The following is a 24,051-nucleotide window of genomic DNA, read 5'->3' as shown; positions in this document are numbered from 1 at the left end:
GGGGGCTGGGTGCCGTGCCGGCCCCCGGACTCGTCATCGGCGGGGTCGTAGGACTGCAGGGCGGTGCGGCGCTCACCACCCGCCTCTACCCGGCCGTCGGCCCGGCCGGAGTGGTGAGCCTGCGGCTGCTCATCGCCGCCGTCGTGCTGATCGCCCTCTGGCGCCCGGGACTGCGGTGGGACAAGACCACCTGGGCCGTCCTGATCGGTGCCGGCACCCTCCTCGCCGTACACCACCTCAGCTACTACGAGGCCGTCGACCGCCTGCCGCTTGGTGCCGCCACCACCGTGGAGTTCACGGGGCCCTTCCTGATCGCCGCGGTCGGCTCCCGCCGCGCGGCCGACCTGCTGTGGGCCTGCCTCGCCGCCACGGGCGTGGTGCTGCTCAGCGCCACAGGCTCCCGTCTCGACGCCGAGGGCCTGGGGTTCGCCGCCCTGGCCGGCTGCTGCTGGGGCGGCTACATCCTGGTCGGCAAACGCCTCGCCGACCGTATTCCCGACGGCCGCGGTCTCGCACTGGCGGTGTCCTGGGGCGCCCTGCTGAGCCTCCCGTACGGCATCGCCCAGGCGGGGACACGGCTGTTCGCCCCGGCCACCCTGGCCCTGGCCGCCGCCGTGGCGATCCTGTCCAGCGTCCTGCCCTACTCCTTCCAGCTCGAAGCGCTGCGCAGACTCTCCCCGCGGGTCTTCGGCGTGCTCACGAGCCTCGAACCGGCCATCGGCGCGCTGATCGGACTTCTCCTCCTGGACCAGCACCTCACCGTGCCGCAGTGGCTCGGCGTCACAGCCGTGGCACTGGCATCCATCGGTGCCACCCGGAGCGACCGCGGCAGACAACGCGACGACGCCGACACCGATGCGGTCCGCTCACCGGCCACCACGCCCGACCCGTGAACACGCCCCGGCGTATCCACGAGCGCCCGCCGGACGGCGATGCATCGGCGAGCCCTCAGACCCCCCGCTGCCGCAGCGCCGAGCCCGTTCTGCTCTTGACGACCTCCAGTTGGGCGTGGATGCGGCGGCGCAGGTCGGGGACGTGGCTGACGATGCCGACGCTGCGGTCGCGTTCACGGAGGGAGTCGAGGACGTCCAACACCTCGTCCAAGGTCTGGTCGTCCAGACTGCCGAAGCCCTCGTCGATGAAGAGGGTGTCCAGCCGGACGCCGCCCGCCTCGTCGGTGACGACGTCGGCGAGGCCGAGAGCGAGGGCGAGGGAGGCGAAGAAGGTCTCGCCGCCGGACAGGGTGGCCGTGTCCCGTTCCCGGCCGGTCCAGGCGTCCACCACGTGCAGCCCGAGCCCACTGCGTCCGCGTCCGGTGCGGTCGTCGGAGTGGACGAGGGTGTAGCGGCCCGACGACATGCGCTGGAGGCGGACGGTCGCGGCGGCGGCGACCTGTTCGAGACGGGCCGCCAGGACGTACGACTCCAGTCGCATCCTGCGTTCGTTGTCGGCGGAGGTGCCCGCGGCGAGGGCGGCGAGCCGGGCCACCCGGTCGTACTCCTCGCGCAGCGGGGCGAGCCGTCGTACCGCCTCGGCGGCCCGTGCGGAGAGGCGGTCCAGTTCGGTGCGGCAGCGGGCGGCGGCGTCGCGCGCGGAGGCGGCCTCGCGCAGCCGGCGGTCCGCGGTGGCCGCCGTGCGCTCGGCCGCGGTCAGGTCGGCGGGGGGCTGCTCGGCGGCTGCCGCCGTGTCCGCCTCGGCGAGGACCGCGCGTACGGCGGCGTCCTCCTGCTGCCAGGCGTCCAGGCGGTGCTGCAGCTCGCGGTGGGCGGCCGGGTCCAGCAGGGCCGCGGCGGCGGCCTGCGGGGTGTCGAAGCCCGCCCGGTAGGCGGCGTCGGCGAGCCGGGCGTCGGCGTCCTTCAGCCGCTGGGCGGCATCCTCGGCGGCCCGTACGGCGTCGGCGGCCTCGGTGAGCAGTGCCGTCTGCCGCTCCAGCTGCGCGGCGCGCGCGGCCACGCTGTCGGCACTGCCCCGTGCCTGCACCAACTCGGCGCGGAGCTGGGCCTGTTCACGCTCCATGGTGTCACGGCGGGTGAGCCGGGAGGCGGCGCGTACGGCGGCCTGCTGGCGGTCGGCGAGGCGCTGCTCGCGCTCCTGCTCGGCCCGCCGCAGCTCCTCCTGGGCGGCGTGCAGGGCGGAGGCCCCGCGGCGGGCGCGGGCGTACTCCTGCTCCAGTTCGCCGGCCTCGGCGGCGAGCCGGGCGGTGGGCGTGTCACCGGCCTCGGCGGTGGCGGCGGCCAGGGCCTCGCGGACCACGCCGAGGCGCCGCTCGTCCTCGGTGTGCTGCTCCTCGGCCCGCTGGTGGGCGGCGAGGGCCGCGTCCTCGGTTTCCCGGTCCACGTGTCCGGCGACCCTGCGCGCGGGTGCGGGGTGTCGGGTGGCTCCGCAGACGGCGCAGGGCTCACCGTCGGTGAGGTGGGCGGCGAGTTCGGCGGCGATGCCGTTCAGCCGCTGTTCCTTGACGTCGAGCCAGTGGGCGCGGGTGTCGAGCGCGTGCTGCTGCGAGGCACGCGCGCGCCGCTGGGCCTGTTCGAGGTCGGCGGCGAGCCGGTCACGGGTGCGGGCGGCGTCCAGGCGCCGCTGCATGGGCGCGCGCTGGACGGCTAGCTGCTCGGCGCGGGTGGCGGCCTCCTGGGCGGAGTCGACGCGGGTCTGGATGGCCGTACGGGTGCCGTCCCAGCCGGCGAGCCAGGTGTCGGCCTCGCGCAGGACGTCCTCGTCGGCGCGCTCCTGCCGGTCGAGTCCGGCCCGCTCCTCGGCGAGTTCGTCGAGCCGGCGTTCGGCGCGCCGGGCCGCGTCGAGGCCGCCCAGTTCCTCGGCGGACCGGCGGGCGGCGGCGGCGAGTCCGCTCGCGCCGTCGTCGGCGTGGGAGCCGGGGAGCATTCCGCGCGCGCGTGTCTCGGCCGCGGCGGCCCGGCGGTGCTCGGCGTCGGCGTCCTCCCGCAGCTCCAGCGCGGGCGCGACCGTCTCCGCCTTGCGGGCCCGCTCCATACGCTCCCGCGCCTCCCGGTGGGCGCCGGACCGCTCCCGGAGGCGCTCGGCGCGCTGCCGGGCCTCGGCGAACCTGCTTTGCAGACGGGCGAGTTCGCGTGCCTCGTCCAGGCCGCGCCGGGCCGCCGCGTGGGCGGACTCGGCGGCGGCGAGGCGGCAGTGGGCGACGGTGAGGCGTTCCCGGGCGGTGCTGCGGGCGACGGCGGCGGCGCCGAGCACGGTCTCGGCCAGGCCCGGGTCACCGGGGGCCAGCTCGGGCAGCTCCATGGCGTCGCCGGCCTCCTGCTGCATGCGGTGGGCGTCGGCGAGCAGGGCCGCGTCGCCCTCGCGCACGCGTGCCTCGGTGGCTCGGCGGCGTTCGGCGAGGCGCTTCTCGACGTCGGCGAAGCGCCGGGTGTCGAAGAGCCGGCCGAGCAGATCGCCCCGGGCCTCGGCGTTGGCGCGCAGGAAGCGCGCGAAGTCGCCCTGGGGCAGCAGGACGACCTGGCAGAACTGCTCGCGGCTCATGCCGAGCAGCTGCTCGACCTCGGTGCCGATCTCCTGGTGGGAGCGGCTGACGTCCTTCCAGGAGCCGGCTGTGGCGTCGTACTCGCGCAGCCAGGTCTGGGCCTTGTCGACCGTCGTGCCCCTGCCCCGCAGCTTGGGCCGCTCCCAGGGGGGCTGCCGGGTGATCTCCAGCCGCCGTCCGGCGACGGTGAGTTCGAGGCGGACCTCGGTGCGGGTGCCCCTCTCGGCGTGGTCGCTGCGCAGGTTCATGCCCTGGTTGCTCTGCCGGGCGCCGGGGACGGAGCCGTAGAGGGCGTAGCAGACGGCGTCCAGGACGGAGGTCTTGCCCGCGCCGGTCGGGCCGTGCAGCAGGAACAGCCCGGCGGCGGACAGCGCGTCGAAGTCGACGCTCTGGGAGCCGCCGAAGGGCCCGAAGGCGGTGATGTCGAGCCGGTGCAGCCTCATCGGGACACCTCCCGCACGGCGTGGTCGGCGCGGACGGCGTCGAACGCCTCGCGCAGCACGGCCGCCTCGTGCTCGTCGGGTCCGGCGCCGCGCACATGGGCGACGAAGTCCTGGGCGATCTGGTGGTCGCTGCGGTCCGCGAGCCGCCGGGCGTACGACGACCGGGGGTCGTCCGGGGCCCGCTCGGGCGCGAAGACCAGGCTGAGGGTGTGCGGGTAGCGCTCGGTGAGCCGGGCCATGGGGTCGGCCGGGCGGACCGGGTCGGTGAGGGTGGCCTCGACCCAGGCGTCCTCGTGGCGGGCCAGCCCGGGGTCGGCGAGGAGGTCTTCCAGGGTGCCCCGGATACGGGCGAGCGGGCGCGGCACCGGGCAGTCGAGGCGTTCCGCGGTGACCGAGCCGGCCGCGTCCAGGTCGACCAGCCACATGCTCTTGCGGTGGTCGGTCTCGGAGAACGAGTAGGCGAGGGGTGAGCCGGAGTAGCGCACGCGGTCGGTGATGGTCTGACAGCCGTGCAGATGGCCGAGCGCGACGTAGTCGACGCCGTCGAAGATCCCGGCCGGTACGGCGGCCACTCCGCCCACGGTGATGTCCCGCTCGCTGTCGCTGGCCTGGCCGCCGGTGACGAAGGCGTGGGCGAGGACGACGGAACGCGTGCCCCGCGCGCGCGTGGCGAGGTCGGCGCGGACGCGGTCCATGGCGGCGCCGAGGACGGCCTCATGACCTGCCTTGTCGACGGCGAACTCGTCCTTCACCAGGGCCGGTTCGAGGTACGGCAGCCCGTAGAAGGCGACGTCTCCGTGGGCGTCGGCCAGGACCACCGGGGTGCCGGCGGCGGCCGGTTCGGTGCGCAGGTGGATGCCCGCGCGGTCGATGAGTCCGGCGCCGACGCCGAGACGGCGGGCCGAGTCGTGGTTGCCGGAGATCATCACCGTGGGCACGCCGAGATCCGCGAGGCGGTGCAGGGCGGTGTCGAACAGCTCGACCGCGGCGAGCGGGGGCACCGCACGGTCGTACACATCGCCCGACACGACCACCGCGTCCACCTCGCGCTCACGCACGGTGGTGACGAGGTGACCGATGAACTCGGCCTGGGCCCCGAGCAGGTTCGCCCGGTGGAAGGCCCGGCCGAGATGCCAGTCGGACGTGTGCAGCAGTCTCATGGGCCCCGAGACTAACGGCCGGGTCTGACATCCCGGTCGGTTACTCCCGCATCGACCGTCCACCGACCCCTCCGCCGCCCCTGCATCGACCCCCCGTCGACCCCCGTCGACTCCCCATCGACTGTCACGAGCCGCATGAGCAATGCCTGTTATGTCCGGTTCGTGGCGGTCTTCAGGCGTCTCCGTAGGCTTCGCCGCCCAGTTCGAAGCCGGCCGTGCCCGCCGTCACATCGGCGAGCCAGGCACGGAAGGCGTCCACGTCGGCGTCCGGCAGACCGATCTCGAGGGTGACCTCCTCGCCGTACCGGACGTCCCGCACCTCACGTCCGGTCGCGCGCAGGTCGTTCTGGACCTTGCCCGCCCGCTGGTGGTCGACGGTCACCGTGGCCAGCCGGAAGCGGCGCCTGACGATCGTGCCGAGCGCGTCCAGCGCCTCGCCGACCGAGCCGCCGTACGCGCGGATGAGTCCGCCCGCGCCCAGCTTGACACCGCCGTAGTAGCGGGTGACGACGGCGACCACGTACCGCATGTCGCGGCGCAGCAGCATCTGGAGCATGGGCACGCCGGCGGTGCCGCCCGGTTCACCGTCGTCGTTGGCCTTCTGCACGGAGGCGTCGGCGCCGATCACGTACGCCCAGCAGTTGTGGGTGGCGTCGGCGTGTTCCCTGCGCACGGCGGCGATGAAGTCCTGGGCCTCCCGCTCGGTGGCGGCCGGGGCGAGGGCGCACAGGAAGCGGGAGCGGTTGATCTCGGTCTCGTGCACGCCCGCGCGGGCCACTGTGCGGTACTCGTCCTGCATCCCGCCAGCCTATGTGAACACCAGGACGCCTCCCGGTCGGCTTTTCCTACCGCTTCTTGCCGCGCGGGACCGTGAAGGAGGTGAGCAGGGCGGCGCCCGGGGTGAGCGCCGGCCAGCCGGCGCCGTGCCAGGTGAGCACGGCGATCGCGGAGGTCGGGAACTTCTCCCGCACCCGGTCCAGCGTGTCGTCGAGGCCGTCGGCGGCCAGCGCCCGCACCAGCTCCTCCAGGCCGGGGTTGTGCCCGACCAGCAGCAGCGTCCGCACGTCCGCCGGCACCTCGTGCACGACCTCCAGCAGGTCCGCCACGTCGGCCGCGTACAGCCGCCGGTCGTAGTGCACCGGCGGCGGAGTGGCCCACTCGGCGGAGACCAGCTCCCAGGTACGGCGGGCGCGTACGGCGGTGGAGCACAGGGCGAGGTCGGGCAGGGAGCCGGCGGCGAGGGCGCGTCCGGCGGCCGGGGCGTCTCGCAGTCCGCGCGGGGCGAGCGGTCTGCGGTGGTCGTCGACTCCCGCGGGCCAGGCGGACTTGGCGTGCCGCAGCACCACCAGCCGGCGCAGCGGACCGGTGCCGGCCGCCTCGTTCACGCGGGGTTCCCGAGGTCGCGCAGGAGGTCCAGGGCGAGCAGGCGGTCGGCATAGGCGTAGGTCTCGAAGCGGGCGCCGTCCGGAATGCCGGGCGCGCTCTCCACGTCACGCAGTACGCCGAGCACCGCAGGCAGGTCCAGGTCGTCGTCCCAGGCGGCACGCAGCCGCTCGCGCACCTCGCCGGGAACCGGCCGCGACGGCTGCCGGGCCCAGCCGGCCACGGCCCGCCGCCACCGGGCGAGGCTCCGCGCGGCGTCGTCCAGCGTGGCGGCGTCCAACCGCACGGGTCGGCTCCGCGGCACGGCGAGCAGGGCGAGGCGCAGGGCGGCGGGATCGGAGAGGAGTGCCGCGAGCACGGAGGAGCCGGACGCGAGCACGGAGGGGCCGGAGGGGGCGGAGGGGGCGGAGGGGGCGGTGGCGGTGGCGGGATCCGCCACGGTGTCCGGGACAAGCCCGGGAGCGGACGGCCCGCCGGCGGCGGCGCCGGGTCTCTCCTCCGGCGCACCGCCGACCGTCCCGGCCTCCTCGCCGGGCCTTGCCCTCCCCCCACCGGCCCTCCTGCTCTCCTCGCCGGGCCTACCGGTCCCCTCGCCGGCCCTACCGGTCCCCTCGCCCGGCCTACCGGTCTCCCCGCCGGGCCCTGCCTGCGCCGCTTCCGCCCACTGCGCCGGGGCCACCGCCACCACCGGTCCCTCCCCCGGCGTGTCCTCGTAGCCTCGCTGGGCCACGTGGATGGCCTGGGCGTCCCCGAGTCCGGAGGCGAGGTCGCGGCCGTCCTCGAAGGGGCGGATGGCGAGCCGGGTGGCGGCCGTGCACAGTTCGGGCTGGTCACGGGGTGCCGTGAGGATCGTCCAGACCGGGGTACCGCCCAGTTCCAGGGCACGGACGAGCAGGTCGGCGGTGAGCAGCACCCGCAGGGCCGTCGGGTCGAGGCCGGAGGCGTGGGCCTCGATGCGGGTCAGGCCGCGGCGGGCGGGCGCGGCGGGGACGGGCTCACCGGTTCGGGCGTCGAGGATGCACAGCACGGGGTGAGCGTAGGCGCGCGGACGGCCGTATGCAGCGGCTTGCACCGATTCCGGACAGCGTGGCGGGGTACGGCGGGAATCCGCACCCACCGAGGTGATGTTGCCCTGCCACACAGTTCCCCACGGCCCGAGGAGGCACCCGATGTACGGCGACGAGGCGACGGTCCGCAAGATCCTGACCGAGCTGGGCGACACCTGGGCGGTGGTCGGCCTGTCCTCCAACCGCGGCCGGGCCGCCTACGGAGTGGCACAGGTGCTGCAGCGGTTCGGCAAGCGGATCGTACCGGTGCACCCCAAGGCCGAGACGGTGCACGGCGAGCGCGGCTACGCCTCTCTCGCGGACATCCCCTTCGCGGTGGACGTGGTCGACGTGTTCGTGAACGGCCGCCTGGCCGGCGCGGTGGCGGACGAGGCCGTGTCGCAGGGCGCGCGAGCGGTGTGGTTCCAGCTGGGGGTCGTCGACGAGGCCGCCTACGAACGGACCCGGGCGGCGGGGCTGGAGATGGTCATGGACCGGTGCCCGGCGATCGAAATTCCACGCCTGAGCTAGTGTCTCTTCTTCTTCATCACAATTCTCCGCTGAATGTTGACATTCTTCCGACCCGTCTGACCTGTGGGAAGTCTGTAGCCAAGACAGGCAAGATCCCGGGTCAAGCTTTGGAAAACACTCTTTTGCCGAGACGGAAAACCTTCCTAGCCTGTGGCCTCCCCGCTCGTTAATTCTGCGTTCATGAACTGAGAGGCCACTTGACATGGCGAAAGTCGACGCCTTGCCACAGGCCAAGACGGAGTCCGGCGGCCTGCGCCGGGATGTCGGGCTCATCGGCCTGATGTGGGCCTCCGTGGGCTCCATCATCGGCTCGGGCTGGCTCTACGGCGCCGAGAAGGCGGTCGTGGTGGCCGGCCCCGCGGCGATCATCTCGTGGGTGATCGGCGCGGTCGCGATCGTGCTGCTGGCACTGGTGCACGCCGAGCTCGGCGGCATGTTCCCGGTGGCGGGCGGCACCGCCCGCTACCCGCACTACGCCTTCGGTGGCCTGGCCGGTATGTCCTTCGGCTGGTTCGCCTGGCTGCAGGCGGCCACCGTGGCCCCGATCGAGGTCGAGGCCATGATCGGCTACGCCGCCCACTGGAAGTGGGCCCAGAGCCTGCAGCACACCGACGGGACACTGACGGTCAGCGGCTTCCTCACGGCCGTGTTCCTGATGGCGGTCTTCGTCGGCGTCAACTTCTTCGGCGTCCGCGCCCTGGCGCACACCAACAGCGCCGCCACCTGGTGGAAGATCGCCGTCCCGCTCGGGGCGATCTTCGTCATCGCCGCCGGCAACTTCCACGCCGGCAACTTCACCTCGATGGGCTTCGCGCCCTTCGGTGCCAAGGGCATCCTGGGCGCCATCAGCTCCAGCGGCATCATCTTCGCGCTGCTCGGCTTCGAGCAGGCCATCCAGCTGGCGGGCGAGAGCCGCAACCCCAAGCGCGACCTGCCGCGGGCGACCCTCGGCTCGGTGGCGATCGGCGCCGTGATCTACATCCTGCTCCAGGTCGTCTTCATCGCCGCGCTGCCGCACGCCACCTTCGCGCACGGCTGGGCCAAGCTGGACTACGCCGGGATCAGCGGTCCCTGGGCGGGCCTGGCGACCCTGGTGGGTCTCGGCTGGCTGGGCTGGGTGCTCTACGTCGACGCGATCATCTCCCCCGGCGGCACCGGCCTGATCTACACCACCGCCACCTCGCGGGTCTCCTTCGGCCTGGCCAAGAACGGCTACGCGCCCAAGGCGTTCGCCAAGACCGACAAGCGCGGCGTGCCGTGGTTCGGCCTCATCATGTCGTTCGTCACCGGCGTGGTCTGCTTCCTGCCGTTCCCGAGCTGGCAGGAGCTGGTCGGCTTCATCACCTCGGCGAGCGTGCTGATGTACGCGGGCGCGCCGCTGGCCTACGGCGTCTTCGCCGACCGGCTGCCGCACCACGACCGCCCGTACCGGCTGCCCGGCGGCAAATTCATCTCGCCGCTGTCGTTCGTGGTCGCCAACCTGATCATCTACTGGGCCGGCTGGGACACCCTGTGGCGCCTGGGCTTCGCGATCCTGCTCGGCTACGTACTCCTCGGCTCTTACGCCTGGTACGCCACGGCCAAGCGGCTGCCGGACGCGCCCCGGCTGGACTTCAGGGCCGCGCAGTGGCTGCCCGCCTACCTCGCCGGCCTGGGTGTGATCTCCTGGCTGGGCGGCTTCGGCGGCCGGGGCACCATCCCGCTGTGGTGGGACATCCTGGTCGTGGCGGTCTTCTCCCTCGGCATCTACTACTGGGCCAAGGCCACCGCGTCGGAGCCCGAGGCGATCGAGCGCAGCATCGACGAGGTCGTGGTGACGGACATGCCCGCACACTGACCCGCTCCCGCGAACAGAACGGTGTCCCGTCGGCCCGGCCGACGGGACACCGTCGTATTACGGCCCGACGGGACACCGTCGTACTACGGCCCGACGGACACCGTGTGCCACGGTCTGACGGGACACCGTCGAACTGCGGCCTGACGGGACACCGTCATAATGCTCGCGTGACGTCTTCCCCCCACCTCAACCCGCCTTCCCCTGCCCGCTTTCCGGTCGTCGTCGTGGGCGCCGGGCCGGCCGGTCTGACCGTCGGCAACATCCTGCGGGCCGCCGGCGTCGACTGCCTGGTCCTGGAGGCCGAGAGCCGGGAGTTCATCCAACAGCGGCCACGCGCCGGGGTCATCGAGGAATGGGCCGTACGCGGCCTCGAACAGCGCGGGCTGGGCGGCCGTCTGCTGGAGCGCGCCGAGCGGCACTCCGTGTGCGAGTTCCGCTTCGAGGGCCGCGGGTACCGCCTGCCCTACCAGGAGCTGACGGGACGTCACCACTGGATCTACCCCCAGCCCCTGCTCGTGACCGATCTCGTGCGCGAGTACGCCGACGTGCGCGGCGGGGAGATCCGCTTCGGCGTGCGGGACGTACGCCTGCACGACATGGACTCGGACCGGCCGACCGTCTCGTACACCGACCCGGAAACCGGCGAACGGCAACTGGTCCACTGCGACTTCGTGGCCGGCTGCGACGGCGCCCGCGGGGCGGCCCGGGCCGCGCTGCCGCCGTGGGCGCGGACGTCCCGGCACGATTACGGCATCGGCTGGCTGGCGCTCCTGGCCGAGGCCCCGCCGTCGGCGGACTGCGTACTGTTCGGTATGCACGCGGGCGGGTTCGCCGGGCACATGCCCCGCAGCCCCGAGGTGACCCGCTACTACCTCCAGTGCCCGCCCGGCGACGACCCGGACAACTGGCCCGAGGCCAGGGTCTGGGCGGAGCTCCAGCAGCGCCTGCGCGCGGCGGGCCGGCCGCCGCTGACGGAGGGGCCGCTGCTGGAGAAGCGTGTGCTGGACATGCACAACTACGTGGTGGAACCGATGGTGTTCGGCCGCCTCTTCCTGGCCGGTGACGCCGCGCACCTCGTCGCGCCGATCGCCGCGAAGGGCATGAACCTCGCCCTGAACGACGCGTTCCTGCTCGGTGACGCTCTCGTCGCGCATCTGGCCAAGGGCGACAGCCGGGGCCTGGACGGCTACTCGGAGGCATGCCTGCGCCGGGTGTGGGACTACCAGGAGTTCTCGGAGTGGCTCTCCGAGATCTACCACGGCATCTCCCATGACGATCCGTACCGCGCCGGCACCACGCTGGCCCGGCTGCGCCGGCTGTTCTCCTCACCCCTCGCGGCGGCGGCCTTCGCCGAGCAGTACCTCGGGACGGCCGGCGGGTACTGAGGGCAGGGCCGTGCCCGGTTCAGCGTTCGGCGAGGCGGTGGTCCGCGGTCTTCAGGGCCTCCTCGACCAGCCGCCGCAGGTGCCCGTGAGGCAGTGAGTAGATCACCCTCCGGCCCTCCTTGCGGGTGTCCACCAGACCGGCGAGCCGCAGCCGGGCCAGGTGCTGGCTGACGGCCGGGCGTGCGGCGCCGCACGCCCCGGTGAGCGTGGTGACGTCGGCCTCACCCGCCGTCAGGGCGTGCAGCAGGGCGAGCCGGGTGCGGTCGCCCAGCAGGGAGAGGAGCTCCGCGGCCACGGCGAACTGCTCCTCGCCCGGGTTGCGCGGGTGCGCATGCTGCGCAGGTGACAGGTGCATGCGTGCGCTCATACGCACATAATGGCTCCGTGGGCGCCGCGCGTCCACTCCCGGCCACCGGAAGGGGATCGACGTGAGCGACCCGCACCCCCGTCAGCACGGACACCGGCACGGACACCGCCACGGACCCGGGGACGGCGGTGACGAGCACAGGCACGCGCAGGGCCGGCACGAGCACGGGCACGGGCACGGGCAGGGCGAGCACGGGCACGCGCAGGGCGAGCACGGGCAGGGGCACGCCCGCGTTCCGCGCCACGGCCTCGCCCGCCGCCTCACCGGCCTCACCGGCCTCACCGGCCTCACCGGCCTCAGCCGCCTCACCCATCTCCTCACCCCGCACTTCCACGAGACCGCCGACAAGCTGGACCCGGCGCTGGAGTCCTCGGCGCGCGGCATGCGTGCGCTCTGGGTGTCGCTGGCCGTACTGGGGACGACCGCGCTGGCGCAGGGTCTCGTCGTGGCCGTCTCCGGGTCGGTGGCGCTGCTCGGGGACACGGTGCACAACGCGGCCGACGCGCTGACCGCCGTGCCTCTCGGCATCGCCTTCGTCCTGGGGCGGCGGGCGGCGACCCGTCGGTTCACCTACGGGTACGGCCGTGCGGAGGATCTCGCGGGGCTCGTCGTCGTGCTGACCATCGCCGCGTCCGCGGCCTTCACCGCCTGGGCGGCCGTAGGGCGGCTGCTCGACCCGCGCCCGGTCGCGCAGGTGCCGGTGGTCGCGGTGGCCGCGCTGCTCGGCTTCGCCGGCAACGAGTGGGTGGCCCGGTACCGGATCCGGGTGGGCCGGGAGATCGGCTCGGCCGCGCTCGTCGCCGACGGGCTGCACGCCCGCACCGACGGCTTCACCTCGCTGGCCGTGCTGCTGGGTGCCGGCGGCTCGGCGCTGGGGTGGCGCCTGGCCGACCCGGTCGTCGGGCTGGCGATCACGGCCGCGATCGTCCTGGTGCTGCGGGACGCGGCGCGCGAGGTGTTCCGGCGGGTACTGGACGCCGTCGACCCCGCGCTGGTGGACCGGGCCGAACGGGCGGTACGCCAGGTGCCGGGGGTGCGGGAGGTGGGCGAGCTGCGGCTGCGCTGGATCGGGCACCGGCTGCGGGCCGAGCTCGCGGTGGTGGTGGACGGCGAGGCGACGGTCCGGCAGGCCCACGCGATCGCCGTCGAGGCCGAACACGCCCTGCTGCACGCGCTGCCGCGGCTGACCGCCGCCCTGGTGCACGCCGACCCCGCACCGGCGCCGGGCGAGTCGGACCCGCATCTGGCACTGGCCCACCACACGGCGGCGTGAGGTCAGGCGAGGCCCAGTCCCTCCAGCACCACCGCGCCCGGCAGTTCCGCGAACGCCTTGCCCGGTACCAGCAGCTTGCCGCGCCGGCGTCCGCTGCCGACCAGGACGTAGGGGAGGTCGACGACGGCCGAGTCCACCAGCACCGGCCAGCCCGTGGGCAGCCCGATCGGGGTGATGCCGCCGTACTCCATGCCGGTCTCGCCGGTCGCCGTCTCCATCGAGGCGAACGACGCCTTGCGCGCGCCCAGTTGGCGCCGCACGGCCCCGTTGACGTCGGCCCGGGTGGTGGAGAGCACCACACAGGCGGCCAGCGTGGTCTCACCGGCCCGCCTGCCCGCGACGACCACACAGTTCGCCGACCGCTCCAGCAGCTCACGGCCGTAGTGCTCGACGAAGACGGCCGTGTCGGCCCACTGCGGCTCGGTGTCGACGAACAGGATCGTCTCGGCCGGGACGGCACCCCGCCAGTCGCGTACGGCGTCGGCGACGGGAGCGGTCAGCTCGTCCAGGCAGTCCCGGGCGGGGGTGGCGGTGTCGAAGTCTCCGATGGGTGCGCGCATGGCCGCACGCTAGCAAGACCCGTGCGGCCGCCGAACCGGCGTCTCACGGCACGGGCGGTACGGACACGGCCATCACCATCTCCATCGGCACCTCGCCCTGGTTGCCGTACAGGTGGGGGACGTTGGCCTCGAAGGAGGCGCTCGCGCCCGCCGGGACGCGGTAGTCCGTGCCCTCCACGGTGAGGGTCAGCTCGCCCGCGGTGACATGGACCAGTTCGACGGTGCCGCCGGGGTGCGGCTCGGAGGGGCTGCTCTCCCCCGGCATCAGCCGCCAGTCCCACAACTCCAGCGGACCGGGGGCCTCCGTGCCGGCCAGCAGCCGGCTGAAGCTGCCCGCCTCCGTGTGCCACAGCCGTACGGCCCGCTCGGCGGGGACGACGCGGACCCTGGGGCCCTGCTCGTAGTCCAGGAGCGTGGTGACGCTGACACCGAGCGCGTCGCCGATCTTGACGACCGTGCCGATGCTGGGGTTGGTGCGGGCCTGCTCGATCTGGATGAGCATGCCGCGGCTCACACCGGCCCGGGCGGCGAGCGCGTCCAGCGTGAAGCCGCGCACCGAGCGCCAGTGCTTGACGTTGCGCGCCAGCGACTGGGTCAGGAGTTCGAGGTCCGACACGTGGTGTCCAATATTCGGGAAGTTCAAAATTTTAAATGGTGGAGTTCAATCCACCGAACTACGGTGAGATGCACCCGATCGTTCACCGAACTGTACTGCGAGGCCGGCCGTGACAGCACTCTTCGCCCTGACCACCAGCCTCCTGTGGGGGCTGGCCGACTTCGGCGGCGGACTGCTGACCCGGCGCACCCCGGCGCTGACCGTGGTGGTCGTCTCGCAGTCGATCGCGGCGGTCGTCCTGGGCGCGATCGTGCTCGCCACGGGCGGCTGGAGCGAGGCCGGTCCCCGGCTCTGGTTCGCGTTCGCGGCGGGCGTCGTGGGGCCGGTGGCCCTCCTCTCCTTCTACCAGGCGCTCGCGCTCGGCCCGATGGGCGTGGTCTCGCCGCTCGCCACGCTGAGTGTCGCCGTGCCCGTCGGCGTCGGGCTGGTCCTCGGCGAACGGCCGGGGCTGCTCCAGGTCGCGGGGATCGCCGTCGCCGTCACCGGGGTCGTCCTGGCCGGCGGACCGCAACTGCGGGGCGCGGCCGTGCAGCGGCGGGCGATCCTGCTCACGCTGGTCGCCGCGCTCGGCTTCGGCACCGTGTTCGCGCTGATCACGGAGGCTTCCACCGACGTCACCGGCCTGTTCCTCGCGTTGTTCGTACAGCGGCTGACCAATGTCGCGGTGGGCGGGACCGCGCTCGCCGTCTCGGTCCGGCGCGGCGGTGCCGCTCTGCCGGACGGCGGCTTCCCCTGGTCCTCGATGCCGGCGCTGGCCTTCGTCGGGCTGGCCGACGTGGCGGCCAACGGCACGTACGCGATCGCCGCCCGCAGCGGTCCGGTCACCGTCGCCGCCGTGCTCGCCTCGCTGTATCCGGTGGTGACCACGCTGGCCGCGCGCGGCGTACTGAGCGAGCGGCTGCGCGCGATCCAGGCGGCGGGAGCGGGACTGGCCCTGCTGGGCACACTACTGCTGGCGACCGGCTGATCCGCCTCGGCGGGGCACGCAGGTCGTCGTGTCAGCCGTCGGGCTCCAGGGCGGCGAGCCGCGCCACCGCGTCCTCGTCCAGGTCCGCCAGCGCCCGCAGCTGCTTCGGGGTCATGCCGTCCGGGATCGGCACGGGCGCGGGGGTCCGCAGCGGCGGCTGCCAGCCTCCCTCGGGCGTCCAGCGCCGTACGACCCTGGCGGGCGCCCCCGCCACCACCGCGTGGTCGGGCACCGTGCCCCGGACCACCGCGCCGGCCGCCACGACCACGTTCCGGCCGATCCGCGCGCCCGGCAGGATCACCGCCCCGGTGCCGATCCAGCAGCCCGGGCCGATCTCGACCGGCTCCATCCGCGGCCACTGCTTGCCGATGGGCTGGTGCGGGTCGTCGTAGGAGTGGTTGGTGGAGGTGACGTAGACGTACGGGCCGAAGTAGCAGTCGCTGCCGATGGTGACCGTCGTGTCCGCGATGACATGGCTGCCGCGGCCGAGGACCACGCCGTCGCCGATGGACAGGATCGGGTCGGGGCCGAGGTCCAGATCGGGCATCAGGCCCGCGGTGAGGGTGACCTGCTCGGCGATGATGCAGTAGGAGCCCAGCCGGATCCACGGCTCGCCGAAGACCGTGCCGAGCGGGAAGGAGAGCCGGGTGGCCTCGCCGATCGAGCCGAAGCGGAAGCGGCCGGGGTGCTCGGCCGTCACCGAACCCGCGCGCTGCGCCCACGACCAGCCCGTGTGGACGGCACGCTGCATCAGGCGGCGTCGCCAGGATGAGAACGTGTTCTTGCGCTTCGGCACGGGGTCACGTTACTCATCGGTCGCCTGCGGCGAGAGGGCGGGCTGCTGTGATCTTTGCCCCATCCGATGTCGTACCGTGCCGGGTACTGACGACACGAGGAGACGGTGATGACGCGGAAGGCGCTGGTCGTGGGTATCGGGGGCAAGGAGCCGCAGGTCGATCCGGAGGCGTTCGTCGCACCCACGGCGTCCGTGATCGGTGACGTCACGCTGCACGCGGGGGCCAGTGTCTGGTACGGGGCGGTCGTGCGCGGGGACATCGAGAAGATCACCGTCGGGGCGCAGGCCAATGTCCAGGACAACGTCACGCTGCACGCCGATCCCGGGTTCCCGGTCACGGTCGGCGAGCGGGTGTCGATCGGGCACAACGCGGTGGTGCACGGGGCGACCGTGGCGGACGACTGCCTCATCGGGATGGGGGCGACCGTGCTGAACGGGGCGGTGATCGGGGCGGGATCGCTGGTCGCGGCCCAGGCGCTGGTTCCGCAGGGGATGGTGGTGCCGCCGGGGTCGCTGGTGGCGGGGGTGCCGGCGAAGGTGAAGCGGCCCCTCTCCGAGGAGGAGCGGCAGGGGGTCACGCTCAACGGCACGCTGTACGCGGATCTGGCCAAGGCGCACCGCGAGGTGCACGGGTAGGCCGGCCGTCCGGCGGGGGCGGGACCGCGGCGGTCGGTCGCGCGGCGGGGCCGCCCACCGGTGCGGAGGTGGTGCTACTCCCCCGCGCCGACCGGTTCCGGGTCAGGTTCCACCGTCTGGGCCTGGGCCTTCTTCGCCTTGCGCCTGAGGAGCAGCATCGAGGCGAGGCCGATCAGCACCGCCACCGCCAGCCCCAGGTAGGAGAAGCGCTTGAGCCAGTCCTCGGCGACGATGCCGACGTAGTAGATGACGGCCGTGGTGCCGCCGGCCCAGCAGATGCCGCCGAGCACGTTGGCGGTCAGGAACTTCCAGTACGGCATGTGCAGGACGCCCGCGAGGGGGCCGGCGAAGATGCGCAGGAGGGCGACGAAGCGGCCGAAGAAGACCGCCCACATGCCCCACTTCTCGAAGGACCGCTCGGCGGTGGCCACGTGCCCCGCGCTGAAGTGGCGTGGGAACTTCCCGCCGAGCCAGGCCAGCAGCGGGCGTCCGCCCTTGCGGCCGATGGCGTAACCGATGGAGTCGCCGATCACCGCGCCGGCGGTCGCGCACGCGCCGAGGACGACCGGGTTGACGCCCGAGTGCTGGGAGGACATCAGCGCCGCGGAGATCAGGATGATCTCGCCCGGCAGCGGGATGCCCAGGCTCTCCAGACCGATCACCAGGGCCACCAGGGCGTAGACGGCGACCGCAGGCACCGAGTCGAGCCATTCCTGGACGTGCACCGCCGGTTCCTCCCCTGTCGCTGGCCTTGCTCCGGCTTTCCGGACCGCCGCATGCAAAGGGCGCCCCAAGGGAAGGCTACCTGGTCGGCGGTGAACGGCTGCCCGCTCGCGCCCGCCCGGCGGCACCGTCCCGCCCCCGCCCCTTACGTTCTCGGACATCCCCGTGTCATGCGGGAGGGGAAGGCTCCCACGCGGTATCGCCCGGCCCGCTTCCCCCAGGTCCCGCCGTGGGGCCCGCCACGGAAGGACGACGTCCCCGTGTCCTCACTGTCCCCGTCCCGCTCGCTGCCCCCGCCTCCCAGCCCGGCCTCCTGCGCCGCCCGTCCCGAGACCCCCGCCCCCGGTTCCGGCTCCCCCGCTCCCGCCCCCGCTGAGGGCTGCCCCGGTTCCGGCTCCGTCGCCCCCGGATCCCCCGCTCCCGGCTCCCGGATGCCGGTCCGGCCGGCGGCCCGCGTGCCGGGCCGGCCGGTGCGGCTGGTGCTGTGCCTGGCTCCCCTGCTGCTCGCCGGCGGCTGGGCGATGGCCAACCGGCCCGTCGTGTACGAAGGGGTCCGGCGGCTGGTCGCGGCCGATCCACGGTGGCTGCTGGCCGGAGCCGGCTGCACCTGTCTGACCTGGGTGGCCGCCTCCTGCGTCCGGCAGGGCGCCCTGCCCGACCCGCTGCCGCCAGGGCTGCTGCTGGCCTCGCAGTTCGCCGCCGGTGCCGCCAACCATGTGCTGCCCGGCGGCCTCGGCGCCCACGCCGTGACCTTTCGTTTTCTGCGCCGTCAAGGTGTGCCGCCGGAGCGGGCGACCGCCTCGATCGGGCTGTACTCGCTGGCCAAGTCCACCGCGAAGACGGTGCTGCTGCTGGTGTTCCTGGCGGCGTCGCCGGCGTGGCGGCGGCTGGGGGACCTGGTACCGGACGGCCGGCTGCTGGTGCCGCTCGCCGCCGTCGTGGGCGGGGCGCTCGCGCTGACGGGGGTGCTGCTGACGGTCGTACGGCCGTTGCGGCGGCCGGTGACCGGGCTGCTGCGCTCCGCCCTGGCCGACGCACGCGCGGTGCACACCCGGCCGTGCCGGGTGCTGGCCCTGTGGGGCGGGGCCGTCGCGATGCCGCTGGTGCAGGCGGGCACGCTGGCCTGCGTCGGGGCCGCCCTCGGCTTGGGGCTGCCGTGGGAGCAGGTGGTGCTCGCCTGTCTCGCGGCGGGTACGGCCGTCGGGGCGGTGCCCGCGCCGGGCGGGTTCGCGGTCGACGCGGCGCTGGTGTGGACGCTGGTCGCCTTCGGCTCCTCGCCGGCGGTGGCCACGGCGACGGTGATCGGATACCGGGCGCTGACGGACTGGCTGCCGTTGGTACCCGGGGCGGTGGTGTTGTCGGGGCTGATCCGGGCGAAGGTGCTGTGAGCCCGCCCGCCCCGCGGGACCCGGACGTGGGAGCGGTGCCCTCGCGGGGGCTGCGCGGTGACCTCGGTCAGGTGCGGCGGGCCACCAGACGGTAGGCGTTGGACAGGTGCAGGCGGTGGGACAGGGGGCGTACCGCGAAGCGGTCCAGGAGCGTGGCGGTGAGGAGGGCCGGGACGCCCGTCAGGAGCAGGGCGGTGCGCAGGGTGCGCCGGAGGGCGCCCGGCGGTTCCGGGAGCCAGGGCGCGTCGTCGCGCGGGGCGGTGTGGTCGAGCACGAGCCAGACCGCGGCGAGCAGGTCGACCGGGTCGTGCGCCTCGGCGTGCTGCTCGGCGACCACCGTGAAGCCGAGGTCGGTGAGCCGGCGGCGCAGGTTCGCGACCGGCATGAAGTGCAGGTGCTGCGGCTGGAGCCAGGGCAGCCACCAGCGGCCGAGGAGCCGGGCGTAGCGGCTCTGCGGGTCCGGTACCTCGATGAGGAGGTGGCCGCCGGGGCGCAGGGCCTCGTGGGCGGCGCGCAGTTCGCGGTCGGGGTCGGTGCTGTGCTCCAGGTAGTGGAACATGCTCACCACGTCGTAGCGGGCGGCGAGTTCGGGGGCCAGGCCGGGGAAGGCGCCGCGGTAGGCGTGGTCGACGCGGCCCTCCCGGGCGGCGAGTTCCACGCCGTCGGTGAAGTCGAGCCCGTCGAAGGCCGTGCCGGGCAGCACACCGCGGGCGGCCGCGCAGAAGTGGCCGTGCCCGGTGCCGACGTCCAGCCATGTCTTGGGCGCGGGGTCGTGGGGCAGCATCGCCTCGGCGCGGCCCCGGTACATCGCCTCGCGCCCGCCGAAGGTGCCGCTCATCCGCTGCTCACCGAGGCCGTCGTAGAAGTCCCGGTAGTAGAACTCCAGTCCCTCGGCGGTCAGTCGGGGGTTCTGGAAGATGTGGCCGCAGTCGGCGCAGGCGTCCAGGGTGAAGCGGCCGGGCTTGTGCTGGAGCAGGTCGGTGGTGCGCAGGCGGGGGGTGAGACGGGTGGAGGCGCACCAGGGGCAGGCGGTGCTCCGGGGCGCGAGGAAACGGTCGGTGCCTGCGTCCAGATCGGCCCGGTAGCCGGGGCGCAGGGCGGCGATGCGGGCTTTCTTGTCACGGGCGTCACTCATCGGCTCTCCGCTGCCAGTCGTTGGAGGTGGGCCGCCGCGGCCTGGGCGCCGCCCGCCGCGCGGAACGCCGCACGGATCCGGGCGGCGGCGGCCCGGTGGGCGGGGTCGTGCAGGACGGTGTCGAGGGCCTCGCCCAGCCGGGCCGCGGTGACCCGGCCGAACCTGACCCGCAGGCCCGCACCGGAGTCCACGACCTGTCCGGCGACCACCGGCTGGTCGTCCCTGATCGGCGCGACGACGAGTGGGATGCCGTGCCACAGCGCCTCGCACACGGTGTTGTGCCCCGCGTGGCAGACGACGGCGTCCATCCGCTCCAGCAGCGGGAGTTGAGGCACGGACGGCAGGACGAGGACGTCCTTGTCGTCCGCCGTCACGGGCAGGGTGCCGCCCGGGTCGGCGATCACCGCCTGGATCCGGTCGGCACGGCCCCGCAGCGCGGCCAGGGACTCGGCGAGGAACCGGCCGCCGGCGTCGGCGTTGGCCGTGCCGAGGGTCACCAGCACCTTGGCCCGGCCGTGGTCCAGCCATTCCCAGGGGAAGTCCGGGCCGGTCTGACGGCCGGCGAGCGACGGACCGACGTAGTGGATGTGCGGCGCCAACGGCGCCTGCGGGCCCACCAGTTCGGGGGTGGTGAACGCCAGCAGCAGATGGGGCGAGAAGCGCGGGTCGGCGGTGCCGGCCGGGTCGCCGACCCGGGCGCGCAGCTCGGCCAGGCGCTCCCGGAGCCAGTCGGCGACCTTGGGCAGGCCGTCGTAGGCGCCGCTGAACTCGGCGGACGTGGTCGCCGAGGTCGCCCAGGGCAGCCGGAGCCGTTCGGCCACCAGGGCGCCGGCGAACGCCTGCTGGTCGGCGACGACCACGTCCGGGCGGACCGCGGCGACGGCCGCGGCGACACCCGGCGCCATCGCGTCGGCGAGCGGCAGCAGATACCACTCCCACAGGAACCGCAGCGCCTCCGCGCCCCGCAGGTCCGGCGGCCGTGCGGCGTCCGGGGCGCCCGGCACCGGTCCCGCGCACGCGAACACCTCGGCGTCCGCGCCCGCGAGCCGCCGCACCAGGGCCGGGTCGGCGCACGCCCAGGCCACGCGGTGCCCGTGCGCGGCCAGCCGGGCGGCGACGCCCACGGCGGGGTTGACGTGCCCGGTCAGCGGCGGGACGACGAAGAGGAAGCCGCTCACCGGACGCCCGCCCCCGCCTGGACCAGGTCCAGGATGTGGCCGCCGACCGCGCCGGGCGCCTCGACCAGGACCGAGTGCTCGTGTCCCGGCAGGACGACCGCCCGGTAGTCCGGCAGCAGTCGCCGGTGCACCGGCACCAGGCCGGCCAGGTCCGAGTCGCCGCCGTACACGCCGAGGACAGGGCAGCGTACGGCCCTGATCCGGGCCTCGGTGAGCACCCGGCTGGCGGGGATGTCGGTGCCCAGGGTGGTCTCGCGGACGAGCCGGGCCGCGCCCTTGGCCAGGCGTGCGGTGTTGTGGCCGCGGTGGGCGGTGATCCAGGCGAGCGCGTCCGCCTCGTTGTGGGCGAGTTCGGTGACCACCCGGCGCAGGATGCGGCCGAGTTTGGCCGCCCAGGCGGCGGTCGCCGGCTCCGACTCGATCAGGGTCAGGCCGGCCACGCGGCCGGGGTGGCGGGCCGCGTAGCCGAAGGCGATGGTGCCGCCGTAGGAGTTGCCGACGAGGTGGACGGGCCCGGTGACGTCCAGCCGGTCGAGGAGCGCCGCCAGGTCGTCGATGTTGTGGTCCAGGGTGTAGCCGTGCGGCGGGCGCTCGCTGCGGCCGTGGCCGCGCAGGTCGTACATGACGACGTCGAGTCCGGCCGCCGCGAACCGGGGCGCGACGGTGAAGTAGTAGCTGGCCAGGCTGTCGGTGAGCAGCCCGTGCACCAGGACGACGGTGGAGTGCGGGGCGCGGCCGTCCGTGGGGCCGGTCCGCTGGACGTGCAGCCGTATGCCGCCGGCGTCGACCATCGCCATGGCTCAGCCCGCCTGGGTGGTCTTCAGGCTCCACACCACGTACTCCACGAGCCGGCCGACGGTGAGTTCGATGATCTCGTCGAACTCCATGCCGGCCAGGAACTCGGCGAGGTTGACCCGCCGTCCGTACCGCTCCTCCAGCAGGCCGGCCAGGGAGACGAGGTCGATGCTCTCCAGTTCCAGGTCGCGGTTGAAGCTGGTGGTTATGCCGATCACCACGTCGTCGTCGCCGTACTCCGCCAGCACCGTGCGGAGCATGCCGGCGATCTCGGCGAGCACGGTGTCGGCGGTGGGCTGCGCCGGGGCCGGCTGGGTGGGGTTCATCGGGCGTACTCCTCGGCTGCTGGGTCGGGGTGTCCGTCGTCGGCTCCGGGCCCGGTCGTCCAGGCCACCACGTAGTCGCGTGCGGGCAGGGCGGGCGGGTTGGCCACCGGGGCGCAGTGCACGGCGTAGGCGCGTTCCCGGCGGCCGGAGACCAGCAGCCGGGTGCCGTCCGGAGCGGCCTCCAGCACGGCGAAGTCCCGGGGCCGGCCGCCGAGCCCGTCACCCTCGGCCTTGGCGACCGCCTCCTTGGCGGCCCAGAAGCGGGTGAACCACACGGCCTCCGGATCGCCGCCGGCCGCGCACAGTTCGCGCAGGAGCCGCAGTTCCGCCGGGCCGAGCGCGGTGGTGAGGGTCGCCGGGCCGCGGTCGGTGACCTCTTCGATGTCGATCCCGGGACCGGGACCGGGGCCCGGGCGGTGCGGCCGTGCGATCGCCACGCCCGTCTCGGCCCGGTGGGCGAGCGAGACGTCCAGCGGCGGCAGGACGCGGCCGTGCACGCCGGTGACGCGGGGGCGGCCGAGTTCGTCGTTGCCCACCCGGAGCTCCGCCGGGAAGACGGGCCCTTCGCCGTGCTGCCAGAGCAGGTGCCGCACGGCGTCCTTGACCGCGATCCGGCCGAGCAGCCACTGCCGGCGCCCGCGCGGCGGGCGCTGCGCGTAGGCGGCGCGCTCCGCGCTTCCGAGCGAGTTTCGCATGATCAGTTCGCGTGAGGCCAGGTCCGGCCACCGCTCGTGCACCAGCGCCCAGCCACCGGGCATGGCGCTGGCGAGGGTGTGGCGCTCGGGGAATCGCTCGACGGGCCGGGTCGTGGGGTCGTTGTCGAAGCGGCGGTCCTGCCAGCCGGTCAGCCGCGCCCAGACCCGGCCGCCGACGGTCAGTTCCGCGTCCGCCTCCAGCACGGTGTCCGTGAGGGCGGTGATCCGCAGCAGACAGCGCACCTCGGTGCCCGGGTCCGGGTGCGGTCCGTGGAACCGCGCCTGTCCCAGCTGCACCGGGAAGACGACGGTCCGCTCGGTGCGGGTCGCCATGATCCAGTAGCCCAGCAGCTGGCCCACGTTGTCGAGCAGGGCACCGGGGGCCGCGGGGGTGGTGATCACTCCGCGGATGTGCCGCTCGCCGATCGCGGTCAGCTCGGTAAGGCCCTGGAACCGCGGGCCGTGGAACATCCAGCGGTCGCGGTAAATCTGGGCGGCCGTGTGGTCGGGGATGCGCTCGGGGCCGTCCGGGAGGGGCCCGCGCGGGGGCGGCGGGGGGTGGTGCGGGGCGAGTTCGACCACGGCGCGGGCGGTGGGTCCGAAGGTGACGGCGACCCGGTCCGGGTGCTCGGGGGCCGGGGTGACGGTGACCGGGACGTCGACGGGTGGCGTCGCGGTGAGCCAGCGCTCGAAACGGGCCCCGTGCACGGCGACGGCTCGCAGACCGGGGGCCGCGCGCTCCGCCGCGTCCATCATGTGCCGGACGATCGTCGTGGCGGGCACGACCGGCCAGCGGTCCTCGAGATCCGGCCAGCCGTGACGCTGCGGGAAGAAGCAGTGGTCGAGGAGGTGGGGCATGGAGTGGGGGGAGACGTGCAGGGTCGTCTTGGCGGGGGTGGCGGTGGGGGTGGGAGCTGGCGTGCGGATGGGGGTGGGCGTGTGGGTGGGGGTGGGCGTGCCGAGGGGGGTGGAGCCGGGAACGGCGGGGGCGGGGGCCGCGGGGGTTCGGGGCGGGGGCGGGGGGACGGCGTCGCCCGCCGGGACTGGGGCCGGGGCGGGAGATGTGGGGGTCGTAGGGGCGTCGGAGCGGCGGTGGCTCGCGGCCATCAGCTCCGCCGCCGTGTGGGCAGTCTCCCGCAGGAGTGCGGCCAGCTCGGCCGCGGCCGGATGGCGCCGGGCGAGGTCGTCGAGCTCGGCGGCGACACCGGAGCGGGGAGCGACGCCGTCCAACGCGGCGGCGGAACCCGAGCGAGCGACGAGGCCGTCGAGCGCGGCGGCGGAACCCGAGCGAGCAGCGACGCCGTCCAACGCCGCA

General features: G+C 74.3%; 23 protein-coding genes. 8 read left to right on the top strand and 15 right to left on the bottom strand.

What is annotated here, in order from left to right:
• Positions 1-14: 14 nt before the first annotated feature.
• Positions 15-893: an EamA family transporter gene (locus AB0B40_RS17170; RefSeq protein WP_345054193.1), complete on the top strand. Its 879-nt coding sequence runs from the start codon at positions 15-17 to the stop codon at positions 891-893.
• Between the two features lie 55 nt (positions 894-948).
• Here AB0B40_RS17170 and AB0B40_RS17165 read toward each other — a convergent pair whose 3' ends face one another.
• From AB0B40_RS17165 to AB0B40_RS17145, 5 genes are all read right to left on the bottom strand, one after another.
• Positions 949-3,939, bottom strand: a complete 2,991-nt coding sequence (locus AB0B40_RS17165) for an SMC family ATPase (protein ID WP_362264289.1) — start codon at positions 3,937-3,939, stop codon at positions 949-951.
• Positions 3,936-5,099: an exonuclease SbcCD subunit D gene (locus AB0B40_RS17160; RefSeq protein WP_345054188.1), complete on the bottom strand. Its 1,164-nt coding sequence runs from the start codon at positions 5,097-5,099 to the stop codon at positions 3,936-3,938. Before AB0B40_RS17160 ends, AB0B40_RS17165 begins: the two co-directional genes overlap by 4 nt.
• 172 nt (positions 5,100-5,271) lie before the next feature.
• Complete coding sequence (locus AB0B40_RS17155; protein ID WP_362264287.1) at positions 5,272-5,898, bottom strand: YigZ family protein; 627 nt, start codon at positions 5,896-5,898, stop codon at positions 5,272-5,274.
• Between the two features lie 46 nt (positions 5,899-5,944).
• Positions 5,945-6,484: a histidine phosphatase family protein gene (locus tag AB0B40_RS17150; protein ID WP_362264285.1), complete on the bottom strand. Its 540-nt coding sequence runs from the start codon at positions 6,482-6,484 to the stop codon at positions 5,945-5,947.
• The gene (locus AB0B40_RS17145) at positions 6,481-7,509 is read right to left on the bottom strand and encodes a hypothetical protein (protein ID WP_362264283.1); all 1,029 of its coding nucleotides are present in this window, start codon (positions 7,507-7,509) and stop codon (positions 6,481-6,483) included. Before AB0B40_RS17145 ends, AB0B40_RS17150 begins: the two co-directional genes overlap by 4 nt.
• A gap of 142 nt (positions 7,510-7,651) precedes the next feature.
• Here AB0B40_RS17145 and AB0B40_RS17140 point away from each other — a divergent pair, with 142 nt between their 5' ends.
• The 3 genes from AB0B40_RS17140 (at position 7,652) to AB0B40_RS17130 (ending at position 11,281) form a co-directional block, all read left to right on the top strand.
• On the top strand, positions 7,652-8,059 hold the full coding sequence (locus AB0B40_RS17140) for a CoA-binding protein (protein ID WP_345054183.1): 408 nt from the start codon (positions 7,652-7,654) through the stop codon (positions 8,057-8,059).
• 202 nt (positions 8,060-8,261) lie between these two features.
• Positions 8,262-9,896, top strand: a complete 1,635-nt coding sequence (locus AB0B40_RS17135) for an APC family permease (RefSeq protein WP_345054180.1) — start codon at positions 8,262-8,264, stop codon at positions 9,894-9,896.
• A 167-nt stretch (positions 9,897-10,063) separates the two neighbouring features.
• The gene (locus AB0B40_RS17130; RefSeq protein ID WP_362264281.1) at positions 10,064-11,281 is read left to right on the top strand and encodes a 4-hydroxybenzoate 3-monooxygenase; all 1,218 of its coding nucleotides are present in this window, start codon (positions 10,064-10,066) and stop codon (positions 11,279-11,281) included.
• 19 nt (positions 11,282-11,300) lie between these two features.
• Here the strand turns inward: AB0B40_RS17130 and AB0B40_RS17125 are convergent, their stop codons facing one another.
• On the bottom strand, positions 11,301-11,648 hold the full coding sequence (locus tag AB0B40_RS17125) for a metalloregulator ArsR/SmtB family transcription factor (RefSeq protein WP_345054175.1): 348 nt from the start codon (positions 11,646-11,648) through the stop codon (positions 11,301-11,303).
• 61 nt (positions 11,649-11,709) lie between these two features.
• Here AB0B40_RS17125 and AB0B40_RS17120 point away from each other — a divergent pair, with 61 nt between their 5' ends.
• A complete protein-coding gene (locus AB0B40_RS17120) occupies positions 11,710-12,921 on the top strand; it encodes a cation diffusion facilitator family transporter (protein WP_362264279.1) in 1,212 nt (403 codons plus the stop codon).
• A gap of 2 nt (positions 12,922-12,923) precedes the next feature.
• Here the strand turns inward: AB0B40_RS17120 and AB0B40_RS17115 are convergent, their stop codons facing one another.
• Positions 12,924-13,481 (bottom strand): YbaK/EbsC family protein, encoded by a 558-nt coding sequence (locus tag AB0B40_RS17115; RefSeq protein ID WP_345054170.1) that lies wholly within the window; start codon positions 13,479-13,481, stop codon positions 12,924-12,926.
• Positions 13,482-13,524: 43 nt separating this feature from the next.
• A complete protein-coding gene (locus AB0B40_RS17110; RefSeq protein ID WP_345054167.1) occupies positions 13,525-14,097 on the bottom strand; it encodes an XRE family transcriptional regulator in 573 nt (190 codons plus the stop codon).
• 109 nt (positions 14,098-14,206) lie between these two features.
• On the opposite strand from AB0B40_RS17110, the gene AB0B40_RS17105 reads away from it, so the two are divergent.
• Entirely contained in the window at positions 14,207-15,064 is an 858-nt protein-coding gene (locus AB0B40_RS17105; RefSeq protein WP_345054165.1) for an EamA family transporter, read from the top strand.
• 31 nt (positions 15,065-15,095) lie between these two features.
• Here the strand turns inward: AB0B40_RS17105 and AB0B40_RS17100 are convergent, their stop codons facing one another.
• Positions 15,096-15,860, bottom strand: coding sequence for an acyltransferase (locus AB0B40_RS17100; RefSeq protein ID WP_345054163.1), 765 nt, complete (start codon positions 15,858-15,860; stop codon positions 15,096-15,098).
• Between the two features lie 108 nt (positions 15,861-15,968).
• Between AB0B40_RS17100 and AB0B40_RS17095 the strand changes: the two genes are divergently transcribed.
• Positions 15,969-16,496 (top strand): gamma carbonic anhydrase family protein, encoded by a 528-nt coding sequence (locus AB0B40_RS17095; protein WP_362264276.1) that lies wholly within the window; start codon positions 15,969-15,971, stop codon positions 16,494-16,496.
• A gap of 74 nt (positions 16,497-16,570) precedes the next feature.
• Here the strand turns inward: AB0B40_RS17095 and AB0B40_RS17090 are convergent, their stop codons facing one another.
• The gene (locus AB0B40_RS17090) at positions 16,571-17,221 is read right to left on the bottom strand and encodes a DedA family protein (protein ID WP_345054157.1); all 651 of its coding nucleotides are present in this window, start codon (positions 17,219-17,221) and stop codon (positions 16,571-16,573) included.
• A gap of 258 nt (positions 17,222-17,479) precedes the next feature.
• On the opposite strand from AB0B40_RS17090, the gene AB0B40_RS17085 reads away from it, so the two are divergent.
• A complete protein-coding gene (locus tag AB0B40_RS17085; RefSeq protein ID WP_362264274.1) occupies positions 17,480-18,607 on the top strand; it encodes a lysylphosphatidylglycerol synthase transmembrane domain-containing protein in 1,128 nt (375 codons plus the stop codon).
• Between the two features lie 67 nt (positions 18,608-18,674).
• Here the strand turns inward: AB0B40_RS17085 and AB0B40_RS17080 are convergent, their stop codons facing one another.
• The 5 genes from AB0B40_RS17080 to AB0B40_RS17060 all read right to left on the bottom strand — a co-directional run.
• The gene (locus tag AB0B40_RS17080) at positions 18,675-19,742 is read right to left on the bottom strand and encodes a class I SAM-dependent methyltransferase (protein ID WP_345054152.1); all 1,068 of its coding nucleotides are present in this window, start codon (positions 19,740-19,742) and stop codon (positions 18,675-18,677) included.
• Positions 19,739-20,920, bottom strand: a complete 1,182-nt coding sequence (locus AB0B40_RS17075) for a glycosyltransferase (protein ID WP_362264272.1) — start codon at positions 20,918-20,920, stop codon at positions 19,739-19,741. The genes AB0B40_RS17080 and AB0B40_RS17075 overlap by 4 nt, the downstream gene beginning before the upstream one ends.
• Positions 20,917-21,717, bottom strand: coding sequence for an alpha/beta hydrolase (locus AB0B40_RS17070; RefSeq protein ID WP_345054147.1), 801 nt, complete (start codon positions 21,715-21,717; stop codon positions 20,917-20,919). The genes AB0B40_RS17075 and AB0B40_RS17070 overlap by 4 nt, the downstream gene beginning before the upstream one ends.
• Before the next feature lie 3 nt (positions 21,718-21,720).
• Entirely contained in the window at positions 21,721-22,041 is a 321-nt protein-coding gene (locus AB0B40_RS17065; RefSeq protein WP_362264270.1) for an acyl carrier protein, read from the bottom strand.
• The coding region (locus tag AB0B40_RS17060) for a 4'-phosphopantetheinyl transferase superfamily protein (protein WP_362264268.1) at positions 22,038-24,051 on the bottom strand (2,014 nt) is incomplete at its 5' end. The genes AB0B40_RS17060 and AB0B40_RS17065, both read right to left, overlap by 4 nt.

Origin of the sequence: Streptomyces sp. NPDC042638 (assembly GCF_040647235.1) — a bacterium.
GTDB classification, from domain to species: domain Bacteria; phylum Actinomycetota; class Actinomycetes; order Streptomycetales; family Streptomycetaceae; genus Streptomyces; species Streptomyces rameus.
The sequence above is the reverse complement of the archived record's forward strand: the minus strand, read 5'-3'. Positions and strand labels throughout refer to the sequence as shown.

Coding starts and splice junctions, on each gene's coding strand:
- AB0B40_RS17165 (WP_362264289.1), bottom strand. CDS start 3,939: ATGAGGCTGCACCGGCTCGACATCACCGCCTTCGGGCCCTTCGGCGGC.
- AB0B40_RS17160 (WP_345054188.1), bottom strand. CDS start 5,099: ATGAGACTGCTGCACACGTCCGACTGGCATCTCGGCCGGGCCTTCCAC.
- AB0B40_RS17155 (WP_362264287.1), bottom strand. CDS start 5,898: ATGCAGGACGAGTACCGCACAGTGGCCCGCGCGGGCGTGCACGAGACC.
- AB0B40_RS17140 (WP_345054183.1), top strand. CDS start 7,652: ATGTACGGCGACGAGGCGACGGTCCGCAAGATCCTGACCGAGCTGGGC.
- AB0B40_RS17135 (WP_345054180.1), top strand. CDS start 8,262: ATGGCGAAAGTCGACGCCTTGCCACAGGCCAAGACGGAGTCCGGCGGC.
- AB0B40_RS17125 (WP_345054175.1), bottom strand. CDS start 11,648: ATGAGCGCACGCATGCACCTGTCACCTGCGCAGCATGCGCACCCGCGC.
- AB0B40_RS17115 (WP_345054170.1), bottom strand. CDS start 13,481: ATGCGCGCACCCATCGGAGACTTCGACACCGCCACCCCCGCCCGGGAC.
- AB0B40_RS17095 (WP_362264276.1), top strand. CDS start 15,969: ATGACGCGGAAGGCGCTGGTCGTGGGTATCGGGGGCAAGGAGCCGCAG.
- AB0B40_RS17080 (WP_345054152.1), bottom strand. CDS start 19,742: ATGAGTGACGCCCGTGACAAGAAAGCCCGCATCGCCGCCCTGCGCCCC.
- AB0B40_RS17070 (WP_345054147.1), bottom strand. CDS start 21,717: ATGGCGATGGTCGACGCCGGCGGCATACGGCTGCACGTCCAGCGGACC.
- AB0B40_RS17065 (WP_362264270.1), bottom strand. CDS start 22,041: ATGAACCCCACCCAGCCGGCCCCGGCGCAGCCCACCGCCGACACCGTG.